This is a genomic window from Gracilibacillus suaedae (genome assembly GCF_017599345.1).
Classification (GTDB): Bacteria; Bacillota; Bacilli; order Bacillales; family Amphibacillaceae; genus Gracilibacillus; species Gracilibacillus suaedae.
In genome coordinates this window covers 61,381-86,744 of record NZ_JAGFVL010000064.1, presented here as the reverse complement: position 1 = coordinate 86,744, position 25,364 = coordinate 61,381, and the positions used below count along the sequence as shown (strand labels likewise).

General features: G+C 36.6%; 23 protein-coding genes. All 23 read right to left on the bottom strand.

Annotation, left to right across the window (positions count from 1 at the left end):
• Positions 1-26: 26 nt before the first annotated feature.
• Positions 27-1,274: a competence/damage-inducible protein A gene (locus J5J03_RS21755; RefSeq protein WP_208592614.1), complete on the bottom strand. Its 1,248-nt coding sequence runs from the start codon at positions 1,272-1,274 to the stop codon at positions 27-29.
• Positions 1,274-1,852 carry a CDP-diacylglycerol--glycerol-3-phosphate 3-phosphatidyltransferase gene (gene pgsA, locus J5J03_RS21750; RefSeq protein WP_208592611.1) on the bottom strand — a complete coding sequence of 193 codons (579 nt, stop codon included), beginning with the start codon at positions 1,850-1,852 and terminating at the stop codon, positions 1,274-1,276. The genes J5J03_RS21755 and pgsA overlap by 1 nt, the downstream gene beginning before the upstream one ends.
• Positions 1,853-2,234: 382 nt before the next feature.
• Positions 2,235-3,131 carry a helix-turn-helix domain-containing protein gene (locus J5J03_RS21745; RefSeq protein WP_208592609.1) on the bottom strand — a complete coding sequence of 299 codons (897 nt, stop codon included), beginning with the start codon at positions 3,129-3,131 and terminating at the stop codon, positions 2,235-2,237.
• A gap of 254 nt (positions 3,132-3,385) precedes the next feature.
• Positions 3,386-3,643 (bottom strand): DUF3243 domain-containing protein, encoded by a 258-nt coding sequence (locus J5J03_RS21740; RefSeq protein WP_153834241.1) that lies wholly within the window; start codon positions 3,641-3,643, stop codon positions 3,386-3,388.
• A 165-nt stretch (positions 3,644-3,808) separates the two neighbouring features.
• Positions 3,809-4,528, bottom strand: a complete 720-nt coding sequence (gene ymfI / locus J5J03_RS21735; protein ID WP_208592607.1) for an elongation factor P 5-aminopentanone reductase — start codon at positions 4,526-4,528, stop codon at positions 3,809-3,811.
• A 9-nt stretch (positions 4,529-4,537) separates the two neighbouring features.
• Positions 4,538-5,824 carry an EF-P 5-aminopentanol modification-associated protein YfmH gene (gene yfmH / locus J5J03_RS21730; RefSeq protein ID WP_208592605.1) on the bottom strand — a complete coding sequence of 429 codons (1,287 nt, stop codon included), beginning with the start codon at positions 5,822-5,824 and terminating at the stop codon, positions 4,538-4,540.
• The gene (yfmF, locus tag J5J03_RS21725; protein ID WP_208592603.1) at positions 5,814-7,097 is read right to left on the bottom strand and encodes an EF-P 5-aminopentanol modification-associated protein YfmF; all 1,284 of its coding nucleotides are present in this window, start codon (positions 7,095-7,097) and stop codon (positions 5,814-5,816) included. The genes yfmH and yfmF overlap by 11 nt, the downstream gene beginning before the upstream one ends.
• Before the next feature lie 332 nt (positions 7,098-7,429).
• The gene (locus J5J03_RS21720; protein WP_208592601.1) at positions 7,430-8,152 is read right to left on the bottom strand and encodes a GntR family transcriptional regulator; all 723 of its coding nucleotides are present in this window, start codon (positions 8,150-8,152) and stop codon (positions 7,430-7,432) included.
• Positions 8,153-8,255: 103 nt separating this feature from the next.
• Entirely contained in the window at positions 8,256-10,562 is a 2,307-nt protein-coding gene (locus J5J03_RS21715) for an FtsK/SpoIIIE family DNA translocase (RefSeq protein WP_208592599.1), read from the bottom strand.
• A 125-nt stretch (positions 10,563-10,687) separates the two neighbouring features.
• Positions 10,688-10,909: a YlzJ-like family protein gene (locus J5J03_RS21710; RefSeq protein ID WP_208592597.1), complete on the bottom strand. Its 222-nt coding sequence runs from the start codon at positions 10,907-10,909 to the stop codon at positions 10,688-10,690.
• Positions 10,906-11,625: a ClpP family protease gene (locus J5J03_RS21705; protein ID WP_208592595.1), complete on the bottom strand. Its 720-nt coding sequence runs from the start codon at positions 11,623-11,625 to the stop codon at positions 10,906-10,908. The genes J5J03_RS21710 and J5J03_RS21705 overlap by 4 nt, the downstream gene beginning before the upstream one ends.
• A gap of 418 nt (positions 11,626-12,043) precedes the next feature.
• Positions 12,044-12,919, bottom strand: a complete 876-nt coding sequence (gene dapA, locus J5J03_RS21700; protein WP_208592658.1) for a 4-hydroxy-tetrahydrodipicolinate synthase — start codon at positions 12,917-12,919, stop codon at positions 12,044-12,046.
• 172 nt (positions 12,920-13,091) lie between these two features.
• Positions 13,092-14,306, bottom strand: a complete 1,215-nt coding sequence (dapG, locus tag J5J03_RS21695) for an aspartate kinase (RefSeq protein ID WP_208592592.1) — start codon at positions 14,304-14,306, stop codon at positions 13,092-13,094.
• 13 nt (positions 14,307-14,319) lie between these two features.
• Positions 14,320-15,372, bottom strand: coding sequence for an aspartate-semialdehyde dehydrogenase (asd, locus tag J5J03_RS21690; RefSeq protein WP_208592590.1), 1,053 nt, complete (start codon positions 15,370-15,372; stop codon positions 14,320-14,322).
• Positions 15,373-15,466: 94 nt separating this feature from the next.
• A complete protein-coding gene (locus tag J5J03_RS21685) occupies positions 15,467-16,057 on the bottom strand; it encodes a dipicolinate synthase subunit B (protein ID WP_208592588.1) in 591 nt (196 codons plus the stop codon).
• A 107-nt stretch (positions 16,058-16,164) separates the two neighbouring features.
• Complete coding sequence (dpaA, locus tag J5J03_RS21680) at positions 16,165-17,043, bottom strand: dipicolinic acid synthetase subunit A (RefSeq protein ID WP_208592585.1); 879 nt, start codon at positions 17,041-17,043, stop codon at positions 16,165-16,167.
• A gap of 471 nt (positions 17,044-17,514) precedes the next feature.
• Complete coding sequence (locus J5J03_RS21675; RefSeq protein ID WP_018932622.1) at positions 17,515-17,754, bottom strand: YlmC/YmxH family sporulation protein; 240 nt, start codon at positions 17,752-17,754, stop codon at positions 17,515-17,517.
• Between the two features lie 19 nt (positions 17,755-17,773).
• Positions 17,774-18,994, bottom strand: a complete 1,221-nt coding sequence (locus tag J5J03_RS21670) for a M16 family metallopeptidase (protein ID WP_208592583.1) — start codon at positions 18,992-18,994, stop codon at positions 17,774-17,776.
• Between the two features lie 656 nt (positions 18,995-19,650).
• Positions 19,651-21,756, bottom strand: coding sequence for a polyribonucleotide nucleotidyltransferase (pnp, locus tag J5J03_RS21665; protein WP_208592581.1), 2,106 nt, complete (start codon positions 21,754-21,756; stop codon positions 19,651-19,653).
• Between the two features lie 264 nt (positions 21,757-22,020).
• Positions 22,021-22,290: a 30S ribosomal protein S15 gene (gene rpsO, locus J5J03_RS21660; protein ID WP_208592579.1), complete on the bottom strand. Its 270-nt coding sequence runs from the start codon at positions 22,288-22,290 to the stop codon at positions 22,021-22,023.
• A 126-nt stretch (positions 22,291-22,416) separates the two neighbouring features.
• The gene (gene ribF / locus J5J03_RS21655; protein ID WP_208592577.1) at positions 22,417-23,361 is read right to left on the bottom strand and encodes a riboflavin biosynthesis protein RibF; all 945 of its coding nucleotides are present in this window, start codon (positions 23,359-23,361) and stop codon (positions 22,417-22,419) included.
• 9 nt (positions 23,362-23,370) lie between these two features.
• Positions 23,371-24,282, bottom strand: a complete 912-nt coding sequence (truB, locus tag J5J03_RS21650; RefSeq protein ID WP_208592575.1) for a tRNA pseudouridine(55) synthase TruB — start codon at positions 24,280-24,282, stop codon at positions 23,371-23,373.
• A 706-nt stretch (positions 24,283-24,988) separates the two neighbouring features.
• Positions 24,989-25,345, bottom strand: coding sequence for a 30S ribosome-binding factor RbfA (gene rbfA / locus J5J03_RS21645; protein ID WP_018932628.1), 357 nt, complete (start codon positions 25,343-25,345; stop codon positions 24,989-24,991).
• Positions 25,346-25,364 lie beyond the last annotated feature (19 nt).

Genomic DNA, 25,364 nt, shown 5'->3' with positions numbered 1-25,364 from the left:
TTTTCTGTTAATTCTAATAAAGATTTTCATTTTTTAAGATAATAGAAAAGTAATTCAAATGCTTTTTTGACTGCCCGATTTCGAATCGCTTGACGATCACCATTAAATTGGAATTTTTCCGTGTAGTGCTGATCACTTTCATCACAAATAGAAATATAAACAGTGCCCACAGACTGATTTTCCAATTCTTCAGGTCCCGCTACTCCAGTAAAACTAATACCAATTTTTGACTGATAGACTTTTTTTACTTGTGACGCCATAGCTTCCGCACACTCTTTACTAACGGTTCCATAAGCTGTAATAAGCTCATCATTCATTTTTAATGCCGAAATTTTGGAGAAAGGTTGATATACAACAGCTGCACCATTAAATATTCGTGATGCTCCCCCTTGGTCCACTACTTTAGAGGCAAACGCTCCTCCCGTCAAGCTTTCAGCACTAGCAATCGTTAACTGTTTTTGCTTCAATAATTCAAATACTCTCTTTTCGATACCAATATTGTCATAACCATAAAGGTATTGTCCGACTTGTTCTTTTATCTTTAATTCTATCTGATCTATCAGTTGCTCTGCCTCTTGATAGTTTTCAGCCTTAGCAGTAAGTCGTAAAGCTACTTCACCATCAGATGCTAAAGGAGCAATCGTAGGATTAGTTTGACTCGATATTAAATCTCTAAGGTTATGTTCTAATTGTGACTCACCAATCCCAATAAAGCGTAACATTCGAGACCTGATCACTGTTTTTAAAGCTAACGTATCAGTTAGAAAGGGTAATACTCCCTCGGTCATAATTGCTTTCATTTCTCGTGGAACACCTGGCATAAACACCCAAAGTGTTTGATTATAGTCCACGATTATCCCTGGTGCGATTCCGACAGAATTATGCAAGACCTTTGAACCTTTAAACACATGCGCTTGCTTCCGATTATTCGGTGTCATCGAACGGTTATTTTGACTAAAAAAAGCTTCCATTTTATCTAATGTACTCTGATCTTCTATGATGTCTAAACCTGATATGTGTTGAAATGCTTCTCTTGTCAGATCATCTTCTGTCGGACCTAAACCTCCTGTTATGAAAACAAGATTAGATCTTTTTCCAGCTTCTCGAAAAACGTCGGCCAAGCGATTGAAATTATCACCTACTGCTGAATGATAATAAACAGAAATCCCCTTATCCGCTAGTTGTTCTGAGATCCAGGCTGCATTTGTATTAACAATTTGTCCTAGCAATAATTCTGTACCAACTGAAATAAGTTCTGCTTTTACTTCTGTCATTATTTAGACTCTCCCATTACATGCCAATTTTTCACAAAGTACTCTACTCCTGAAACAATCGTAATGACTAAAGCGGCATATAACGAAATAGTATCGATTGGTAATCCGAGTGCAGAAAATGGAACATTATGCAGTAGCAAGAAAATGATCGCAGCTATTTGCAAAACGGTTTTTAATTTGCCAAGTTGACCAGCAGCAAGTACAGTTCCTTCTCCTGCTGCAACAAGTCGCAGCCCAGTAACTGCAAATTCACGACTAATAATAATAATCACTACCCAAGCTGGGGCCATTTCCAAAGCAACTAACAAAATAAACGCGGCAGAGACTAATAATTTATCTGCCATTGGATCAAGAAATTTTCCGAGATTTGTCACTAACTGGTACTTTCGTGCATAATATCCATCTAGCCAATCTGTTGCTGAGGCTATCGCAAAGATAATGACAGCAACTAAGTGGGCAACAGGAATGGACTGATCAGCAACATTCCATATCCCCCAATCAAATGGATAGGATAATAATAAAATAAAAAAAGGTATCAGCATTATGCGCGATAAAGTTATTCGATTAGGTATATTCATTACGTAACACTCCTTCATATTTTAAGAAAACCAAACAAAACCCGCCAGATTTAGCTCATCTCTAATCTGGAACAGGTAACAACTGCGAGCTAGTATTGAGCGGACATTTATTGCGCTATTTGACAAGATCACAACCGTTTTTCGATGTTGGCGGACATTGAATCCCTTATTCGAGTCTTTTCACCCAAAATTAACGTTATTTTCGATGAATAGCGGAATAGATGTCCGCAAACAGCCTAAAAACCCCACTTTTGTCACAAATAACGGAACAAATGTCCGAGCTCTCCCCGCGTTACTTAGTATTTTATAATTTATGTACATTGTTTTATCTTCTGAAAACATAACCCTCTTTATCAATCAAAAGAGGGTTATGAAATAGGGTTTATTGTTTTTCAATCGTAATCCACAATTTTTGTGGTTGAGAAGCTGGAATTTTATCTGATAACTCCAATCTTACATCATTTACTTCAATGCTTATATATTGTGGTTCACCGAAAGTAAAGTACAGTTCTTCAGTATCAGAAACATCAATTTCTAATGGACCTTTTTCATTTGTTAACGTATCGTAATAAAATCTTTCTCCTGATTCATCTTCTATTTCAAGCCAATTTCTATTTTCAGTAGTAATCACTAAATTGACATTCTCTTCAGTTGTTGTCAAGTTATAGTAAGACTCGTTATTTTCATAGTTAACCAAGGATATCTCTGTTTCCTGCTCTGGCTCTTCTGGCTCATCTTCTTCTACTTGTTCTTCGTCTGCGGATTCACCGTCTTCCATTTCCTCTTCTTCACTTGGGGCCGTATCTTGAGATGGTGGTAATTGTACAGATTCTCCTGCCGCATTATCATCATTATCTGCCGGCGTTGGATCTCCTTCCTCTCCGGCAAAATAACCTTGTCTAAATAACCAAACTAATACAACAATACCAATGATCAACAACACCACAATTACACTTGGTAAAAGTGAAAAAATCTTTGGTGTGCTAGTTGTTGGTTTATTTTTTTTACTGCTGTTCACACGAGAGAGTGCTACACTTTCCTCTTTCTCAAAAGGTAAGTCGCTTTTGTACTCTTCCATTAATTCATCCGGGTTTAAGCCAAGTACGGTTGCATATTCCTTAATAAAAGCCCGTACATAAAAAGACCCAGGCATAACATTAAATCGTTCCTGTTCGATCGCATCCAAATATCTTACTTGTATTTTGGTAAGATTTTGAACGTCATCTAGTGACATATTTTTACTTTCACGTTCTTCTTTTAGTCTTTCTCCGATTCCCATCTTAACACCATCCATCAATCATTAATCTATATTAATCGAACTGTATATGATAACGTACTCTATAATAGTTGACGTTTATTTACTCCAATATGTTTCATTTTAAACAACATATCTTAATCATATCTTAAAATAAAACGATTGAAAAGTGAAAATATACATGAAATCTTACAAATTAAAGAAATTTTAAAAAAAGAGACCATGAAGTTAAAAACCCTATAAAACATATAATATGCTTTATAGGGTATCATCCTACGTTATTTCGTACCTTCGTTTTGAACAAGCTTTACCATAATATTTGCGATGGCATGCTGTTCTCTTTCATCTGCTGCATTCCATAAGTCACGTAACATTTTTTCTTGATCGTTTTTAGCTTGCACTTCTGTCGATAAATAGTTACCAATATCATAGGCAAGCTCTGAAATTGCTTGATTACTTATACCATTATTTTGCGCATCATGCAATCGATCTCCTAAAAAATCCTTCCATGACTCAAAGTTGTCAATTACAGACATGTTCATTCCTCCTTTATCAGCATACATTAGTATCTTTCGATAATTTGATTAAAATATGCATGCTAACAACAAGAAGATAAAGTGGGGCTTTGATCAGTTGGGGTTTTGACCCCTACTGATCATTTGCTAAACTTATCAGGGGGTTAGCGCCTTGATAAACAATAATCATCCCCAGGCACCATTAACGCGAATGAGTTCACCTTGGATATATTTAGATTGATTACTGCAAAGAAATTGAACAGCATCAGCAACATCCTCTGGTTTACCTGCTCTTTGTAATGGAATATCTTGAATCAACTCCTGTTTTTCTTCAGCGCTCAAAGCTTGATTCATTTTGGTATCAATAAAACCAGGACTAACCCCATTTACATAAACATTACTTGGGCCTAACTCTTTTGCTAAAGCTCTGATAAAAGCATTTTGAGCGCCCTTTACAGTGGAATAGGCTACTTCACAGCTTGCACCAATTTCCCCCCATATCGAGGAAATCAAGATGATTCGGCCGAATTTTTCCCTTACCATATTAGGAATTAATGCCTGTGTTATTTTCCAAGGAGATTTCACATGTAATTGGAGCATTTCATCCATATCATGTTCATCCATCTCTTGAAATAAGCCAAAATAAGCCTTTCCACTCGTATAAATAAGATGATCAAGATCTTGCGGTACTTGTTTAATAAATTGAGTTAAGCCGTCATTAGTGGCTAAATCTGCTTGAACCACATCGATTATTTGGTCTGCCGGTATTTGCTCTAGTAGTTGGTCTAATGCTATTTTGTTCCGATTATAATGCAAAAGGAGCGTATGCCCTTGATTTGCTAATTGGTTGGCAATCGCCATCCCAATTTCCCCACTTGCACCAGTAATGATCGTTCTCTTCTCCATTGTTACCCTCTATTCATCTGCTTTGACAAAACAAGTAGAAAGTTGTTCTTCCTTAATCCAATTTTGAGTGAAATCCTGCATATCTGCATGCGTCAGGTTTTCCAACCACTCGATACTGTCAAAGAAGTCAATCCCTAATAACTGATAATGCGTGTATTGATTGGCGATAAATTCCAATGAATTCATTGCACGTAATAGTTGGCCAATTTTCTTGCGTTTTATCCGCTCAAAACTTTGATAATCCATGGAAGTGGATTGAATATTTAACAACTCTTGTTTTATCCCTTGTGCTAATTTTTCTGGATCCTTCGTATTTCCACCTATAATACTAAACCCGAAATTTCGTTCTAAATGCGACTCACTACTAAATGATTGATCAATTAGCCCTTCTTCATACAAGCGTTCATATGCTACACCACTTTTCGAGAATAGGTGATCTAACACAATATCCATTAACCATTCTTTTTCCATAAATGCTTTTGGATTATCCGGAATAACACTTTCTTTAATTCCTACCAAGGCTTTCGGAACAGAAACAGGCATGGTGATCGTTAATTCTTTCTCCGCGACTTCCTTTGGCTCATCTGGAAATTTCCTTGTAATAGGTTCAGGCGCTTCAAAGTCTTTCTGGTCCTGGTTTTCCTTTATAAATGCCATTGTTTCTTCTGGATCGACATTTCCAGCAATACACAACACCATATTATTAGGATGATAAAAGGTGTGATAGCATGTATATAAATCATCTTTTGTAATATTATGAATCGATTCCACTGTCCCAGCAATATCGATTTGCACCGGATGGTGGTGATAAAGACTTTTAATCGTCCCGAAAAAGGCTCGCCAATCTGGTTGGTCATCATACATCCGTATTTCTTGTGCGATAATCCCTTTCTCTTTTTCAACAGATTGCTCTGAAAAATAAGGATCCTGGACAAAATCTACAAGTGTTTGTAAACTCTCTTTAACCTTTGACGTTGCCGAGAATAAATAAGCTGTTTTGGTAAAAGAAGTAAATGCATTTGCGGAAGCACCCAGTTTTGAAAAATCCTGAAATACGTCACGATCTTCTTTTTCAAATAATTTATGCTCTAAGAAGTGTGCAATCCCATCAGGAACTGTCTGTACATCCTGTTCATTTAATGGAACAAAGCTTTGATCAATCGAACCGTAATTAGTTGTAAAGATAGCAAACGTTTTTGCCATTTCTTGCTTCGGTAAAATAAAAACGCGTAATCCATTCGAAAGTGTATCTGTATATATATTTTCTTCAATTTGCTGATAATGTTTATGCTTCACTTTGCTCCGCCTCCTTACTCGTCAACAAATATATCGTATCAAGCTTGATTTTATTGGCAACATTGATTACTTGTTCTTTCGTAACAGTTTCTACCTTTTGTAATAATTGATCTGGTGTAATAGATGATTTTGCCAATACACTTTGATAATGTAATTCAATCATCCCCTGTGGGTTATCTAATGTTTCCCTTAATTGATTAACAGTCATTTCTTTCGTTTCGCTTAGTTGATTATCACTAAACTCGCCATTACGCATTTGTTCCATTTGTTCCAAAATGATCGTTTTAGCTTTTTCATATTGTTCTGGCGCAATCCCACTAAAGACAAACATTAATCCTTTATGACTTTCAATTCTGGATGCAGCATAATAAGCTAAGCTATGCTTTTCCCTCACATTCATAAATAATTTGGAGCTTGGAAACCCACCAAACAAACCGTTAAAAACATGTAATGCTGGATAATCTCCATCATTAAAGGTAATATTTGTACGATAACCAAAATGTAATTTAGCTTGCTTGATATCATCTTCTTCTATCAGTGTTTGTTCACTATCTTTAGTTACTTTCATCGCTTTTTCAATTGGTTGTTGCTGTCGCTCTTCTACAAGTGCTGTGATTTTTCCTTCAACATCTAATCCTTCAATATCACCAACGACAAAAATATCGAGGTGATCTTGACTCAATATTTGCTGATAATAAGAATAAAGGTCTTCAGCTGTAATCTTATCCAAATCTTCTTCATAACCATGCACACGTAAACGATATGCTTCTTCTTTACACATTTCCTCAATCATCCGTGTATTTGCTAAGCTCATTTTATCTTCTTTTAATGATTCTATCTTGCTACGTAATGTTTCTTTTTCACGAGCAACAATTTTGGGATCAAATGCCTGATCCACTAATTTTGGTTGATAAATAATTTCTTGAAGAAAAGCAATTCCTTTATCTAATAAATCTTGAGAACCAGCGATATATTGTTCATTTGGCAGTTCTAATCGAATCGTGAAGATATGATTCTCCCCTTTTTTACTGCTGTCTACTGCTAATACGGTACCATATAATTCATCAAGATGTTGACGTAGTTGTATCGCGGTAGGATAATTCTTTGTGCCTTGTTGTAAAATATAAGGAAGTAACGCTCTTTTCGTAATATTTTCTCTTGTTAAATTTGACGTAAACTTTAATGACAAATGAATCGTTTTAAACTTCTTTGTATGTATAAGGTGTAAATCATACCCTTCTCTTGGGATGATTTGCTCTAAAGTTTCAGTCATAACTCTACTCCTTTTCATTTTATTTTTGTTGTCTTCTATATTCTATCAAAAAAATCCAATTATTATGCTAAATGGGGAAGTTGTCTCCAAAGTATTTTAAACCAGATGACTGGATTTCGAACTATACGAAAAGCTTAAAAACCCGTCTTGTTAAGTCTAAACGGATTTTTAAGCTTTTTTATGGCTCATCTTACTTTTCTAAGGAATTCTCTACTTTATCACAGTGCTAAACGTCTGTAAGCCTTCCCTATTTAGCTTCTTGGTGTTACTTTAAGCTTGAAGTGTAATCTAATGATCAGTGGAGGGTATCCCTCGCTGATCATAGTCTCACTTTATAATCTTTTTCTTAAAACGTAAAAACTAAATACATCCGCTCTAAAAAAGTTAGCTGAATATAAGACAGGTTCGTTTTCTTTTGTATAATGCATTTGTCGTAATAGTAACAGTGCCTGATCTGGTTCACAATTTAAAATGGGCGATATTCTTTCATGATAACCGATTGGTTCAATGTAAGCTACAGCATAATCTATTTCTTTTTTGGCATATGTTCTTAAAGCTTGAAATATAGATTCCTGACTATGAATTAATTCTAATGGCATAATTCGTTGATCTATTCTATCTATACAATAAACAACCGGATCACCATCTGCCGTACGTACTCGTTCTAACTGTGCAAATTTTTCAATTTCCAATGGATCAAATCGACGCTTATCTTCATCAGTAGGTTCTGTAATTTCAGCAGATATATATTGTACACCAGGCTTTTTGCCTGATTTTTGTATCATTTCGGTAACACTGCCTAGTTGCTCAATACCAGAAGATAGAATCGGTTTTGTATGTACAAAAACACCCACACCAGGTCTTTGAATCAAGATATTTTCTTCCTCTAGAATGGCAATGGCGTCTTGAATTTCTTTACGAGTTACACCTAAACTTTTTGCCAATTCATACTCAGTAGGTAACTTCTCTTTTTCCTTATAATGCCCGTCCTCTATTAAATTTTTAATATAATGTACCGCAGAAATGGTAGATCCATTATTTAAATTAGATAACATAGCTTCCCCCAACCAATCTATATCCATTGTTTTTATTACAAATAAATATAACACTTTTAGATCGAATAATAAAGACTATTTTGTCTCTTTAGAATTTTTAATACTAGGATGATGAATTTGTTGTCATGTCATCTGACGTCTGACTTTGTAAAACTGTTCGAGGTTTCGAACCTTCATATGGACCTACAATTCCTCTATCCTCCATAGCGTCTATCAATCGAGCTGCCCGAGTGTAACCAATTCGAAAACGTCTTTGTAGCATGGAAACACTGGCGCTTTGCATTTCCAGCACTAAATGCACCGCATCATCATAAAGATCATCATCTACTTCTTGGACCACTTCTGTTTCTTCTTCCGGAATCATTTCTTCCTGATATTGTGCCTTTTGTTGCTCAACACAATGGTCCACAACACGCTCGACCTCTTCATCAGACAAGAAGGCACCTTGGATACGGACTGGTTTGGATAAACCAACTGGGATAAAAAGCATATCCCCACGTCCTAACAATTTCTCAGCTCCTCCAGAATCCAGAATAGTTCTGGAGTCAGTTTGTGATGAAACACTAAATGCTATACGTGACGGAATATTCGCTTTGATAACCCCAGTAATGACATCAACAGACGGACGCTGTGTTGCAATAATCAAATGAATTCCTGCTGCTCGCGCCATTTGAGCAAGCCTTGTAATTGCATCTTCCACTTCATTAGATGCAACCATCATTAAATCGGCCAGCTCATCAACAATAACAACAATATAAGGTAATTGTGGTTGCTGATCCTCCTCTGCCGCATTATGTCTCTTGATATATTCGTTATAACCTTCTATATTTCTTGTACCAGTTTCTGAGAACAGATCATAACGTCTTTCCATTTCAGCTACTACCTTTTTTAACGCTCTTGAAGCCTTTTTAGGATCCGTTACTACTGGAGTCAGTAAATGTGGGATGCCATTGTAGACATTCAATTCAACCTTTTTAGGGTCAATCATCATCATTTTTACTTCATGTGGTTTAGCTCTCATTAGTACACTTGTAATGATTCCGTTAATACAAACACTTTTACCACTTCCTGTTGCACCTGCAACCAATAGGTGTGGCATTTTATTTAATTCTGCAATTACAGAATCACCAGCTATATCTTTACCTAAAGCAAATGCTAACTTATTCTGAATTTGATTCTTTTTAGATTCCAACACTTCACGTAGTGTTACCATAGCTGTCTCTTCATTCGGTACCTCTATTCCTACTGCAGATTTCCCTGGAATAGGTGCTTCAATACGAATATCCTTAGCAGCTAAAGCAAGTGCCAAATCATCATGTAGATTAACAATTTTGCTAACTTTCACACCTGCTTCTGGATACACTTCATATTTTGTAACCGATGGACCAACATGCACTTTAGTAACCCGTGCTTTTACACCAAAGCTTTGGAAGGTTTTTTCTAATTTACGAACAACTCGTTGTATATACGTTTTTTCTTGTTGTTTACCAAAATTTTTAGGAAGCTCTAGTATGTTCATTGTTGGTAATTGATAATCTTCATTCTCAAATACAGTTGTCGGTAGTTGCTCTGGATCAGATGTATTCCAGTCTTCTTTAACCTCTTCGTCTACTTCTAATTCTTCTGCATCTATCGTCTCTACCTCTTCATTATTTGCCTGCTCTGTCACTTCTAAATCTTCATTAGCGTATGCAATGGCTGGTAGTTCACTTTCATTAGTATCCTGATCACTTTCAAGTAACATATCATTATTTTCTTCCAGTTCTTTGTCTTGCCTTTTCTCTTTCCATTCTACAAATCGTTGTTTACTTTGCTGCAGCTTTTCTTGTAATTTATGAGAAGCCTTTGAAAATAAATCCCCGATTGATAGATTACTAAAGACAATAACCCCTATTAACATGAGAAAAGCAGCAACAATCATTGCGCCCGAAAAAGAAAAAAGGAAATAGCTACTCGCAAACATGATTGCAGCAATCATTCCTCCACCTAGATAAAAGGTGTCTCGATCGCCTTGAATGTAATCCGTATAAAATGTAAAGCTTTGACCAATAATCGAAGGATAGTCAACTGTTCGACTAAACGCTTCTTGAAACGTAAGAATATGAGTAAGTAACAAAAGTCCTGCCAAAACTAGATACGCACCAGTCCATTTGCGGGTTGATAGTTTTGGCCATTTTCGTTTCACCATTAGAAAAATACCAACAACTAACAAAAAAAGTGATACTAGGAAATACCAATTTCCGAAGAAAAATCTAAAGATATTTTCCAATAATGATGAAACAGCTCCATCACTTATCAAAGTAGCTCCACTACCAAAAATAGCTAAAAATACGAGTAATAAACCTAGTAATTCTTTCTTTATGTTATTTTTTAAGGGTTGTTTTTTTCTTCTCTTTTTTCTTTTTGCCATATAAACACTCCTCAAGTCCCTTGTAATATGTATGAAATACCCTTGCTGTTTGTTAGCAAGGGTGTCCTAATTAGCTCTATTTCTAATTTCTATTATAGCATAGAATCAAAAAGAGAACGAATATTCTATTGAAGATTTTCATGACTCGAAATAATCGTCCCAGGCGATAAATGTCCCACTAAGTAATCGTTTGGGTCTGTAGATAATAATTGAACAATCCGCATATCCCCGTTCTCTAACCTTTGTATACAGCATGATTTATTATGGTAGCTGATAATTTCATATTGCTGGTAATCTTGTTCTGAGTAATGGACATCCTCATAACTAAGCGGTGTATATAATATCATTGGATCAACTCCTGAGAATCTTTTTTCGCCTCAATTAACTCATTAAGTTTTGACATTGCTCCACTAATACCGCCAACTTCGTTGATTAAACCGTACTTTACAGCATCTTCTCCAACTACATTTGTTCCAATATCCCTTGTTAAGTTTCCTTTCTCGAACATTAATTCTTTTAATTTGTCTTCCTTGATATTGGAATGAGTTGTTACAAATTGAAGGACTCGTTCCTGCATTTTATCGATATATTCAAATGTTTGTGGTACACCAATAACAAGACCTGTAAGACGAATGGGATGAATCGTCATCGTTGCTGATGGAGCAATAAAAGAATAATCTGTTGATACAGCTATAGGAACACCAATGGAGTGACCTCCACCTAACACAACAGAAACAGTTGGTTTTGATAATGATGAAATCATTTCTGATAAAGCAAGACCAGCTTCAACATCACCACCGACTGTATTTAACACCACAACTAGCCCTTCTATTTTCGGGTTTTGTTCTATAGCAACTATCTGTGGGATAAGATGTTCATATTTGGTTGTTTTATTTTGTGGTGGTAATTGAACATGTCCTTCCACTTGACCGATGATGGATAACACATGAATATTGGAGTCTGGTGCATTCGGTATGGTGGATTGTCCTAACTGTTGAATTTTCTCAACAAGTGATGATGATTGCGATTCTTTTTCTTTTGTTTCTTGTTTTTGTTGTTTCATACCTAATTACCCCTTTACATCGTAGTAGTAATTAGTATAAACCACCTAGCTTATTTCATTCTGTACCCTTAACAGTTCTAAAAAAGATTTTTCCATTTGAAACCTATTGATTGCAACCTTGAAAAATAATTATTGAGCGGACATTTAGTGCGTTATTGGGCGGAATAATCACCAACTTTCGGTGTTGGCGGACATCTAATCCCTTATTTTCTTCATTTTGACTTCAATTAGCACTATTTTCAGTGAATAGCGGAATAGATGTCCACAGGCAACCGAAAAAGGGAACTTTTGTCACAAATAACGGAACAAAAGTCCGCACTAAGTCCGGTCGGTGTAAGCTATGGTTACGTTGCTATACAGTTCATTTTTTGCAGTTGAAAAGAACCTGTTTCAAGGTGATGGAAACAGGTTCTAGCCGTCATTGAAATGATTCAATTACTCTAAATAAGTTTTGTTCCTCAAATGGTGATAATGGTACTAATGGTAAACGTACAGAACCCACATCGATTTGTTGATATTTCAAGGCAGATTTGACTGGTGAAGGAGATGGTGCCATAAATAATGCACGCATGATCGGAAGTAACTTACGATGAAGTCGACTTGCTTCATTCACTTTACCTTGTTCGAATAATTCAATCATTTCTTTCATTTCTTTGCCAATAATATGGGAAGAAACAGAAACAATCCCTGATCCGCCAATAGATTGGATTGGTAAGGTTAATGAGTCATCACCACTATATACAGAAAAGCCGTCATCTGCTTGTTCTAAAATAGAAGCAATTCCGTCCAGATCACCAGTAGAATCTTTTACCGCTACAATGTTCTCGATTTGTGACAGGGCAACAACAGTTTCTACATTCAAGCGCACGACTGCTCTTGAAGGAATATTGTACAACATTATTGGTAATTTGGTCTCTTTAGCGATCGCAGCATAATGCTGATATAACCCTTCTTGATTTGGTTTATTATAGTACGGGGTTACAACTAAAGCACCGTCAACTCCTATTTGTTCTGCTTCTTTGGTTAGTTCGATTGACGCTTGTGTATTATTACTTCCGGTTCCAGCAATAATAGGTACTCGACCAGCTACCACTTTCACGACGTGTTTAAATAAAGTAATCTTTTCTTCATGACTTAACGTCGGCGATTCACCTGTTGTACCTGCTACAACAAGCCCATCTGATCCTGTAGCAATCAAATGTTCGATCAATTGTGTCGTTATATTTAAATCCATACGATTATTTTCATCAAAAGGTGTCACCATTGCAGTTAACAGTCTTCCGAAATCCATAATGTCACCATCTCCTTTCCAATCTCCTTCACCTGATTTGCAAATACTAAACATTAACTATTATAATTTTGCTTCATTTATTGCTTTTTATTTTACAATACGCTCTTATATAGAAAAATGGCGAACATAATTATGCCATGAATATACGATTTCATCAATAGAAAATTACAATTTTTTATTTTTCTAATCGAAAAGCTTCATGTAATGCATTAAGCGCTGTTTCTAAATGAACATTTTGAATTAAGACCCATATAGTTCGATGACTATCTGCTGATTGCAAAATGGGAATATTTTTACTAGTTAAAGTCTGTACAATCTTTGATGTAACACCAGGCACACCTGACATACCTGCGCCAACCAATGAAATCTTTGCACAATCTTTCGTAATAATCGGTTCAAGCTCTAATGACTCTAAGACTTGCTTCGCTAATTCTTCGTCTCGCTCAAATATCGTATATATTACACCATTTGGTGATATATTGATAAAATCAACCGAAATACCCGCTTCAGCCATTGCTTTAAATACTTTCACGTGTATTTGTTGCGGTTCTTTCACCTCTTGAATTTTAACCTGGGTAATATGATTAACGTATGCAATCCCTGTTGCCAAGCGATCATGTATACTTTCCGAATAATCAGTTTCAGGAATATTGGTAATAAGTGTTCCTTTATCTTTCAGTTTTGTAGCACGTACTCTAATTGGAACATTTGCTTGCATCGCAATTTCTACCGCACGCGGATGGATAACCTTAGCTCCTTGATACGCTAAATTACATATTTCTGTGTAGGAAATAGTATCTAATTTTTGTGCATTGGTAACAACCCGAGGATCTGCTGTCATAATGCCATTGACATCCGTAAATATATCTACATATTCCGCTTGTAAAGCTGCTGCTAATGCAGTGGCAGAGGTATCACTCCCACCCCTGCCAATGGTTGTTATTTCGTTATTGTCCGTTTTCCCTTGAAATCCAGCTACAACTACTACTTGATGGTTACTTAAAATATCGTATAAATGCTTGGTATCTACCGTTTTAATTTGGGCATTGGAAAAGTTGCTAGTAGTAATAATACCAGCTTCTCCACCAGTCATTGCAATAGCATGAATTTGATGTTCCAATAAATCATGCGAAAAAATCGTCGCAGAAATTGTTTCGCCACAAGATAATAATAAATCTTTCTCCTTATTACTTAACTTAGAATGATTTCCATCAATTAATGATAATAAAGCATCTGTTGAATAAGGTTCAGGGTAACGACCCATTGCTGAAACAACTACAACTACCTTATAGCCTTCAGCCAGTGCCTCTTTTATATGCCGAATCGCATATTCTCTGGATTCTTTATTTTTAACAGACGTACCACCAAACTTTTGTACCAATACCCGCATGTTCCCACCTCATTTATTTATTGAGCCAGTTATTTTTAATTAGAGATTCAGCAATTTGCACGGAATTCCAAGCAGCTCCCTTTAACAAGTTATCAGAGACTACCCATAAGTGAAATCCTTTCCCATTATCTAAATCTTTACGGATACGGCCAACAAACACATCACTTTTACCTGCTGCTTCTAATGGTGTTGGATATACTTGATTGGCTGGGTCATCTTCTAGGACAATTCCATCCGCATTACTAATCGCTGCTTTGAACTGATCAACAGTTACGTCACCTTTATCAACTTCTACATATACACTTTCTGCATGAGATGTAAAGAATGGTAATCGTACACAAGTTGCTGCAACTTGAACAGATTCATCATGCATGATTTTCTTTGTTTCATTGATCATTTTCATCTCTTCAAATGTATATCCATTATCCTGAAAAACATCAATTTGAGGTAATGCATTAAATGCAATTGGGTAGTGATGTTTTTCTCCAGATACAGGTAATAATTCTGGTTTTAATTCTTCACCGTCCAAAAATGCTTTAGACTGAGAATGTAATTCCTCGACAGCCTCATTTCCAGCTCCTGATACCGCTTGATATGTCGAAACAATCACTCTTGACATACCAAACTGATCTTGAACCGGTTTAAGAGCAGCTACCATTTGAATGGTAGAACAATTTGGGTTTGCGATGATTCCGTTATGCTTCTGGATATCCTCTTCATTCACTTCTGGTACCACTAGTGGTACGTCTGGATCCATTCGGAATGCGCTAGTATTGTCAACAACGACTGCACCACGTTTTACTGCTTCTGGTGCTAACTTTTTAGAGACTGATCCACCAGCTGAAAATAGAGCAATATCAATACCTTCGAAACTTTCTGGTGTAGCTTCCTGCACCGTATATGTCTTACCCTGAAACTCCATTTCTTTTCCTGCTGAACGTTTAGAAGATAATAACAGTAATTCGTTGATTGGAAAGTTCTTTTTATCCAATGTTTCTAGCATTTTTGCTCCTACTGCACCAGTAGCGCCTACTACTGCCACATTATATTGTTGTCCTGTTGCCATGTTTATTGTCCCCTTCCATTTGATTCAATGTTTAATTTGATTATCTTTTTTATCATAACATATTATCGAGTATTCTTTAATTATTTCATCATAATTACTTGGTTCTTTCTATAACTACCGGCTGTATTTGTTTATATTCAAGAGCTTTCTCTACCGTTTCCGGAATGAGTGCCATATCTGATACCATTGAATTTGGTTTTTTAATCGGATCGTCCTGACCAAATGGTACGAAATAAATCAGCTTTGTAGACATTAACCGCATTAAGTTAACACCATTTAAGCCTAATGCGTCATTGGTTGATACCCCAATAATCACTGGATTTCCGTTTCTAATCGTTGCTTTCGTTGCCATCAGAACAGGACTGTCGGTTATAGCATTAGCGAGACGACTCATGGAATTACCAGTCAAAGGAGCTAACACCATAGCATCTAATGGTTCAACCGGTCCTAGTGGTTCAGCATCTACAATAGTTGCGATCGGTTCTCTACCTGTAATTTCTTGAACACGATCCATATGATCACGAGCTTTACCAAATTTACTGTCAGTCTCTTTAAATGTATATGAAACAACTGGCACTAATTCGGCGCCTAACTCGACTAATTTTTCCATTTGTGGAAAAACAGCTGCGTAAGTACAATGTGATCCAGTTAATCCAAATCCAATTTTTTTTCCTTTTAAATCCACTAAAATACCTCCTATACTTGTAATCTTCTTTTTACAAAATCACAGGGTTCAGCAATTGGGCTTACGTTATATGCCCAGTATATGCCCAGGTTATCTGTGTGTTACTTTTAGGAGGTAAATAGTATTTTAGTTATGCGGTCAGCTAGAATTTCACCTGCCGTTGTCGGGGCTACCATCCCCGGCAAACCTAAAGCATGGATCGCTTCTATACCTCTTGTTTTCGCATATTCAAAATCAATTCCCCCAGGCTTGGAGGCTAAGTCGATTATAATCGCCTGACTATTCATTTTTTCGATAAGTGATTTATCTACTACTTTTGCGGGAATCGTATTAATTAAAATTTGACATTTATCTATATATTGCTCGATCTGGTCTAACGAATACGCTTTCCATCCTTTTTCATAAACACGTGCCAAATCAGTTTCATGCTTGGAAATAACAGCTATATCAGCTCCAAGGCCTGCAAAACTGTTAGCAGTTGTTTCACCAACCCGACCATATCCAAATACGAATACATTAGAATGGTGGATAGTGAAATCGGTATGTTTAATAGCAAGCATAATAGCTCCCTCAGCAGTAGGAATGGAATTATAAATGGCAACATCATCTCTTTCCATTAATTTAATCAAATGTAAATGGTTGTTACTAATATGCTGATTCAGTTTTTGGTTAGATATTCCCGTGAATACTACACAATGTTTTGGTAACGACTGGAACCATTCATCTGTTAATTGTATTTTCTCATTAGAAAACATTGTTTCTACAAAGCCTTCCTCATCTATACCTGTAATCGGTAATATGACTCCATCTAATTGAGATGTATCCAAATTCTCGATTGTTGACTGCATAACACCTGTATAGCTCTGCTCTACTTGTTCAAAACCTAATATGCGAATACTTAAGTGATCAATCGTTTTAAGTGCATGTATTAAAGGCAAATAGCGTGCATCGCCTCCAATAATAGCAATATGTTTAGTCTTCTGCATCTTGTCACCTCACCAAATCTCTATCTAAACAATAATCCTTATCTAAAATTATCATATGAAAACATGGAACAGAAGTGAAGAGGCAAATATCCTAGGGATTAAGAAAAGCTTAGCTCACTCGAAAAAATTGTAGTGACTGCTTTCTTTTCAACAGGTAAATTAGTGATAGCTTGCATAAGAAAAACTATAAATGCTAAGTAGATCTATAATTTATTAATTATCCATTATGAAAGATATCGGCCGTATGAGCATCACTCCGGCTCCCCTCTTCCCTTCCGTAGGTTTAGAATACACTGAGATAGCTTGCTTAAACAGACGTTGACTTATGGGTGAAAGCGAAACGGTTAGCCGCAACGGTTTGCTTGCATAAGCTATCTTACAAAATGACTTCTCCATCTAAATGGCTACCTTCATTTTTTATGATATGTATTGAATTGAATAAAAAAACGAAGCTTCGATTAGCTTCGTTCTTCAAACCTCATCTGTTTCCACAATAATCATATCGTCCCCGATTTTTTTTATTTGTTTCCAGTCAATTCGTGAATAGGATTCTGACTTTCTCAAGCCAAACATACTGTATTGTGGAATAGTAAATGAAATGATTTGACCTGTTTTCTCATCAATTTCAAGATCTGTTTGTCCTAAAACACCCAGCCTGGAACCTGTTGTTAAGTCAATTAACTCTTTACTGCTTAAATCGTTAAAACGCATCATTAACACCTCCCATCTACTATTCAGGTGAAATAATGGCAGTTGCAGCTTGATCAGTCTGTAATGTATCAAGAATATCTTGAACATCATTTAATCTGACAGCATCAATTTTTTTCATAATTTCATCAAGGGACGGATGAGTTTGTAATAATAATTCATTTCTGGCATTCCGGCTCATTTTGCTGTTCGTACTTTCCAAACTTAACATATACAGTCCTTTTAATTGTTCTTTACTGATTTGCCACTCTTTATTAGATAAACCCTTCTTTCTCAAATGATCGACAATATAATGAATTTTATCTTGAACGAAATGCAACTGATTTTTCGATGTTCCCGCATAAATGGTTAACAAACCGCTATCAACAAATGCACTATGATAAGAAAAAATCGAATATGCCATCCCTTCTTTTTCTCTTATTTCTTGGAACAGTCTAGAACTCATACTGCCACCTAACACATTATTAACAATCAACATGGCGTATTCGAGGTTATCTTCTATCCCTACACCTTCATATCCTAGACAGAGGTGTGCTTGCTCTGTTTCTTTCGTTTGTGAAATTTGCTTAGGATAAAATACAGGTTTGCTTGCACTATTCTTATCGGCTAATATTTGATTCCTTTCTACTGACAATGTATCTTGCACTGTTTTAATAAAATTGGAATTAGCATTACCGGCGATCGACACCACGATATTCTCAGGAACATACTGATTTTGCATATATTGAATCATATCTTGTTGTGTTAAACGATTAACGGTAGATTTTGCACCTAATATTGGTTTGGCCAATGGATGTTGTTGGTAAGCTGACTGTGCTAATAAATCATGGATAATGTCATCTGGTGTATCCTCTGTCATATTAATCTCTTCTAACACTACATTCTTTTCTCTTTCAATCTCTGTCTGATCAAAGGTAGAGTGAAGTAGCATGTCTGCTAAAATTTCAATTGCCAATTCTTTATGCGTATCGAGAACTTTGGCATAAAAGCAGGTATATTCCTTTGAAGTGAACGCATTAATTTCGCCACCAATGCCATCAAAAGCTTCCGCAATTTCCTGTGATGTTCGATTTTCTGTTCCTTTAAATAACATATGCTCGATAAAATGAGATATGCCGTTTAGTTCTGTCGATTCATCTCTTGAACCGGTTTTGACCCAAATACCGATGGTCACTGATCTGACAGAAGTGATTTCTTCCAATACAATTCGCATACCATTACTGCATTCCTTACGATGTAACAAATCAAAATCCTCCTAAATTCCAATGCTTTTATAACTAACCAAAAGCGTAATAGATAAAAACTACGAAGTAATGATATTTTCCGAAGTAAGGCTCTCCTCCATTCTTTCCATAGGGAGTGCTGGAATACCGCTCCGGCAGAATACTCCGCTTTCCTTGGGCGGTTTTTAGCTAACTTGGTGAAGAAAGGCACTTCACCAAGTGGATCTTCAGCTCTCGTGAGTCCCACAGGAGTCTCCGTATTCTGCCTACGCTAATTTTAGTGTTCTGATTATGGTAAGAAAGGAACTTAAGGAACTTTATTCTTTGGATTTCCTGTCTTTTTATCAGAACGCTACACCAAGCTGCGGAAAAAATGCAAGACTCCTGTGGGAAAGGAACAGTCTGAAGACCCCGCGTGATGCACCTGCGTCTCCTAGTAAAGCTTCGAAGTAGGCTTCCTCGGTGCAAGGGAACAAAGATGTTTAATCAAGAAGTTCCCTGGCTGAAGTATTCCCCACGGAAAGCGAGTATTTTTTCCGCAACGGTGACTTAGCACTCAACTAGAATCAGCATGGAGGAGAGTAAATCCTTGCACGTTACTGCGCAGTTTATGGATTATGTAATCCTTTACCTGAAGGTTTAAAAAAAGAAACTGGTTGGCCAGCTTCTTCTTTGATTAATTGTTTTCTTTTTGTTCTATTAGTACTGCTTTTCTTGAAAGGTTGATCCGTCCTTGACGGTCGATTTCTTTTACTTTGACCATAATCTGATCGCCAATTGACACTACATCCTCCACTTTGCCGATTCTTTCCTCGGCTAATTCTGAAATGTGAACCAATCCTTCTTTTCCTTTAAATAACTCGACAAAAGCACCAAACTTTTCAATACGTTTCACTGTACCCAGGTACATTTGTCCAACCTCTACTTCACGAACTATATCTTCAATTAATTTTTGAGCTTTTTTATTCATCTCTGTATCAGTTGAAGAAATAAAGACATGTCCATCTTGTTCAATATCAATTTTAACGCCAGTCTCTTCAATAATTTGATTGATTTGTTTACCGCTTGGCCCAATCACATCACGGATTTTATCTGGATTAATATCCATTGTTAAAATTTTCGGAGCATAATCAGACAATTCATGTTTAGGCTCTTGAATGGTTTCTAACATATGAGAAAGGATGTGCATACGTCCTTTTTTCGCTTGTGTTAGAGCCTCTTCAAGGATTTCACGTGATAAACCTTCAATCTTAATATCCATTTGCAGCGCTGTAACACCTTGTGCTGTACCCGCTACTTTGAAGTCCATATCTCCTAAGAAGTCTTCCATACCTTGGATATCACTTAAGATCGTATAGTCTTCACCAGATTTAACAAGACCCATGGCAATACCAGCAACTGGTGCTTTAATCGGCACACCTGCATCCATCATTGCTAATGTACTGGCGCAAATACTTGCTTGAGAAGTTGAGCCATTAGATTCTAATACTTCTGAAACAAGACGGATAGTATAAGGAAATTCTTTTTCATCTGGTATTACTTTTTCTAATGCACGTTCACCTAATGCACCATGACCAATTTCACGTCGTCCCGGGCCACGAATTGGACCTGTTTCCCCAACACTGAAAGATGGGAAATTATAGTGGTGCATAAAACGTTTTGACTCTTCTGCATCTAACCCATCCAGAATTTGCACATCACCCAGCGCACCTAACGTACAGATACTTAATGCTTGTGTTTGGCCACGAGTAAAGAGGCCGGAACCATGGGTACGAGGTAAAACTCCAATTCTGGAAGACAATGGTCTGATTTCATCAATTTTTCTTCCATCTGGACGTACTTTTTCTTTCGTAATTAAACGACGAACCTCTTCTTTCACAATCTTGTCTAATACGGTAGCAACTTGTTTTAATGTATCTGCTTCTACCTCAGCTTCTTCATACTCTTCTTTTATTTCTGCTTTCACTTGTTCAATTGCTTCCTCGCGCGCATGCTTTTCTTGTACTTGAATTGCCTCTACAAGACGAGCTTTGGCTTTATTTTCTACTTCTTCTACAATAGAATCATTAACTTCGAATAATTGAATTTCCATCTTCTCTACTTGTAATGCTTCAATGATTTCTTCCTGAAAAACAATTAATCGTTTGATTTCTTCATGACCAAACATGATCGCTTCTAACATAATTTCTTCTGGTACTTCATTTGCTCCTGCTTCAACCATGTTAATCGCATCTTTCGTCCCAGCTACTGTTAAATCAATGTCACTTTTTTCACGTTCTTCCAAAGTTGGATTAACAACGAAATTTCCATCGACTCTTCCTACTACAACACCTGCAATAGGTCCTCCAAAAGGAATATCAGATACACTTAGAGCAATCGATGAACCGATCATTGCCGCAATTTCAGATGGCAAGTTCTGATCCACGCTCATTACGGTACTAATAACCTGTACCTCATTACGGAAACCGTCTGGGAACAACGGTCGAATCGGACGGTCAATCAATCTTGACGTTAATACTGCTTTTTCACTAGGTCTACCTTCTCTTTTGATGAATCCTCCAGGGATTTTCCCAACCGCGTATAAACGTTCCTCATAATTGACGGTTAACGGGAAGAAAGGCAAATCCTTTGGTTCTTTTGAAGCTGTTGCAGTTGCTAATACAGCTGTGTCACCATAATGCACCATACATGCTCCATTTGCTTGTTTTGCCAGTTCACCAATTTCCACTCGGAACGGTTGACCAGCAATTTCAGTTGAAAATACTTTCTTTTCTTCTACCATTATAGTACTCCTCTCAAAACAACTATGCTTGTACATGACTACTTTTTATTTTAGCATGTTGTTTCCACATATGTAACTAGTTCAATTGATTAAACATTATTCAGAATAATATTAGTATTTTCTATTTTGCCTAGAAATAATCAATATGTTATTCATTTCTTTTATCAACATCAAGAAAAATATACTGATTCCGAATTAGGTTGTGTGTTATCACTAGTTTTTTACATATAGAAAAAGCGGGATCACTCCCGCTTTTTTGTTGGTTTATCGACGTAAACCTAATTTTTGAATTAGTGTACGGTAACGAGAAACGTCTTTGTTACGTAAATAGTTTAACAAGTTACGACGTTTACCTACCATTTTTAATAGACCACGACGTGAATGGTGATCTTTCTTATGAGTACGTAAGTGGTTATTCAAATTATTGATTTCCTCAGTAAGGACAGCAATTTGAACTTCTGGTGAACCAGTGTCGTTCTCATGTGTTTTGTATTCATTGATGATTTCGTTTTTACGCTCTTGTGTAATAGCCATCCTATTCACCTCCTAATATTTCAGCTTGAACCCCTATCCCCTAGCAATCGCCGGAGAAATCGAATTGCCAAGTGGATGGTTTCCGTATTAAAGGTTACAACTTTTCGACTTAAAATGCAAGTGGTTTTATTCATTTATTGCAAAAAATTCACGACTTTGTTTTTCGTCATCTTTAAGCTTTTCTACCAATTCATCGATTCCGGAGAATTTTTCTTCATCTCGAATAAATTTCTTCCAATAGACGACTATTTTCTCGCCATAAATATTCTCATCAAAATCGAAAATGTGTACTTCAAGTTTTGTATTTTCACGATCATCTGTAAATGTCGGGTTATATCCGAGGTTTGCCATACCATAATATTGTTTATCTCCAACTTCTACTTCTACAGCATATACACCTATTCTAGGTAAAAAATAATAATCCTCTATTTTGATGTTAGCAGTTGGATAACCAATTGTTCGACCACGTTTATCACCATGAATAACTTCTCCAATTAAAGAATAGGGCCTGCCAAGTAATATCTCAGCTTTTTTCATATTCCCTTGTTTCAACTCACGACGAATTCTTGTTGAACTAATTTTATCTTCCTGATAATCTAATCTGTTGACCGTTGTTATTTCCAGTTCATTACCAGTAAAATCATGAATATTTTCCATATTTCCTGAACCTTTATGTCCAAACGTAAAATCAAATCCCGCAACTAAGTGAGATATATGTAGATTTACAATAAAATGGTCAATAAATTGTTTTGGTGTTAATTTAGCTAATGATTGATCAAATCGTATAATATATAAACGGTCCACCCCTGATGCTTCCATCTTTTTAATTTTATCATCAATGGGGGTAATATACCGTACTTGTTCTTTTTGTTTTTGTAATACCACAGAAGGATGCGGATCAAACGTAATTACTGCAGATTCTTTTTTTGATTGACTGGCAATATTCATTGCTTGGTGTATTACCGCTTGGTGTCCTTTATGAACCCCATCAAAAAATCCAATAGCAGCTACCGTATCCGGCAAATTTTCTCTTTTAAAGCCATGGGGATATACAAGTGATTGCACTTCCACCTGTCTCACCTACTTTCTTTCATTCAATCTGAAAACACGTGCTGGTTTTATTTCTTTTTTATTATCATGTACTTGATAAATAGCTACCATTCTATCGTGACAGGTTACTCGGAAAAAAGTTGTCTTAGGCATCGGGCTTGGTAATGGCAATTTTTGTCCATGTAAAACTTTTCCCATTGTTTTTTCGTCTATTACCCAATTATCTAGATGAGCAAGACTTTTGTTTATCGATACAAGTGGTACTGGTTGATTATGGTCCAAGCATTCTTGAACTTGGTCAAGAGTGAGAGTGTCTTCTTCTGATAAATTTCCTGTAGCTATTCTCACTAAATGTGACATATGGGAAGGGAATCCTAAAGCTTTTCCGATATCAACACATAATGTACGGATATATGTACCTTTTGAACAGCTAACTTCAAATTCTAGTGATTGCTTCTTCTTTACTTTATCATACGTGGTAGACAAAAAACGAATATTGTGTATCTTTACTTGACGAAATGGCCTTTCAACCGGTTCATTGGCTCTTGCATATTCATAAAGCTTTTTGCCATTCACTTTGACTGCAGAATATAAAGGGACTTGTTGGGTAATGATCCCACAGAATGCTTGTAATACTTGAGAAATGGATTCTTTGGATATTTCGTTAGCAACATTCTCATCATGCAAAATTTCACCCGTTTGGTCTTCCGTATCGGTTGAAAATCCTAATGTTGCCGTTGCTCGGTACGTTTTTGTCGTATCTGTTAAATAAGGAACAATTTTGGTTGCTTCCCCTATACAAATAGGCAAGACCCCTTCTACTTCCGGGTCTAGTGTACCAGTATGCCCTACCTTTTTGGTGCCAAGTAACTTTCTCACCTTAAATACACAATCGTGTGATGTCATTCCTTTACTTTTCCATAATGGTAAAATCCCGTCCATACGTCACCTCCACTCAATATATTGTAGACAAAAACGAGCATAAATCACCTTTTTTTCTCACATTATGCAAACGAAAATACTGTTTGTTCGAAACTAAATGCACAGTCACCTATGAAGTAATTTTGACATATATCGTGATCATAACCGCCACTCCGGCTGCCCACTTCCCTTTCCGTGGGGTTTGCCCTTCAGCTAACTTTTTCTAGCAAAAACCGCTCGAAAAAGTGGATCTTCAGGCCAAACAGGTCCCACAGGAGTGGAAGTGGGCGGCCTTCGTTAAGATATGCTCCACAACACTAATCCGAAATCAACCAGTCGATTTCTACACCAAATGTAGCAAAGGGTGCGACTATGCTAAAGGGGCATTTACAGCCGATTAGCACTGTAACAAAACAGAAAAATTTAGTATCATGATTTCCTTTCTTTCTATAATCAGAGAACCAAAATAGCGTAGGCAGAATACGGAGACTCCTGTGGGACTCACGAGAGCTGAAGCTCCACTTTGCAAAGTGGGTTTCTTTGCAAAGTTAGCTAAAAACCGCCCACGGAAAGCGCAGTATTCTGCCGGAGCATATGGTAGCACTCATCAAAATTCAGTACGGAAGAGAGCAAATCCTTGTCCTCGTTACTGTGCAGTTTATGGATACTGTTTGATTTCGTTGTTTCAGTCAGAAAACCCTTGTTGAAAGACAAGGGTTTTCCATTCTTACTGTTCTTTTTCAGACTCGTTTAATTCTCTCAAAATATGTTCAATTCGGTTACCTCGTTCGATTGTATCGTCAAAGTCAAACATTAATTCAGGTGTCTTTCTTAACCTGATTCGTTTACCAATCTCTGAACGGATAAAACCTTTTGCTTTGGCAAGACCAATTAAAGTATCTTGCCTTTTATTTTCATCACCTAAAACCGAGATAAATACTTTTGCCTGTTGCAGGTCTCCGGTAACTTCTACATCTGTAATGGTAACAAATCCTACTCTGGGATCTTTGATTTTACGGGATATGATATCACCAAGCTCTTTTTTCATTTGTTCGGCGACTCGATTAGAGCGTAATTCTCCCATCTGTATCACCTCTTTCCTA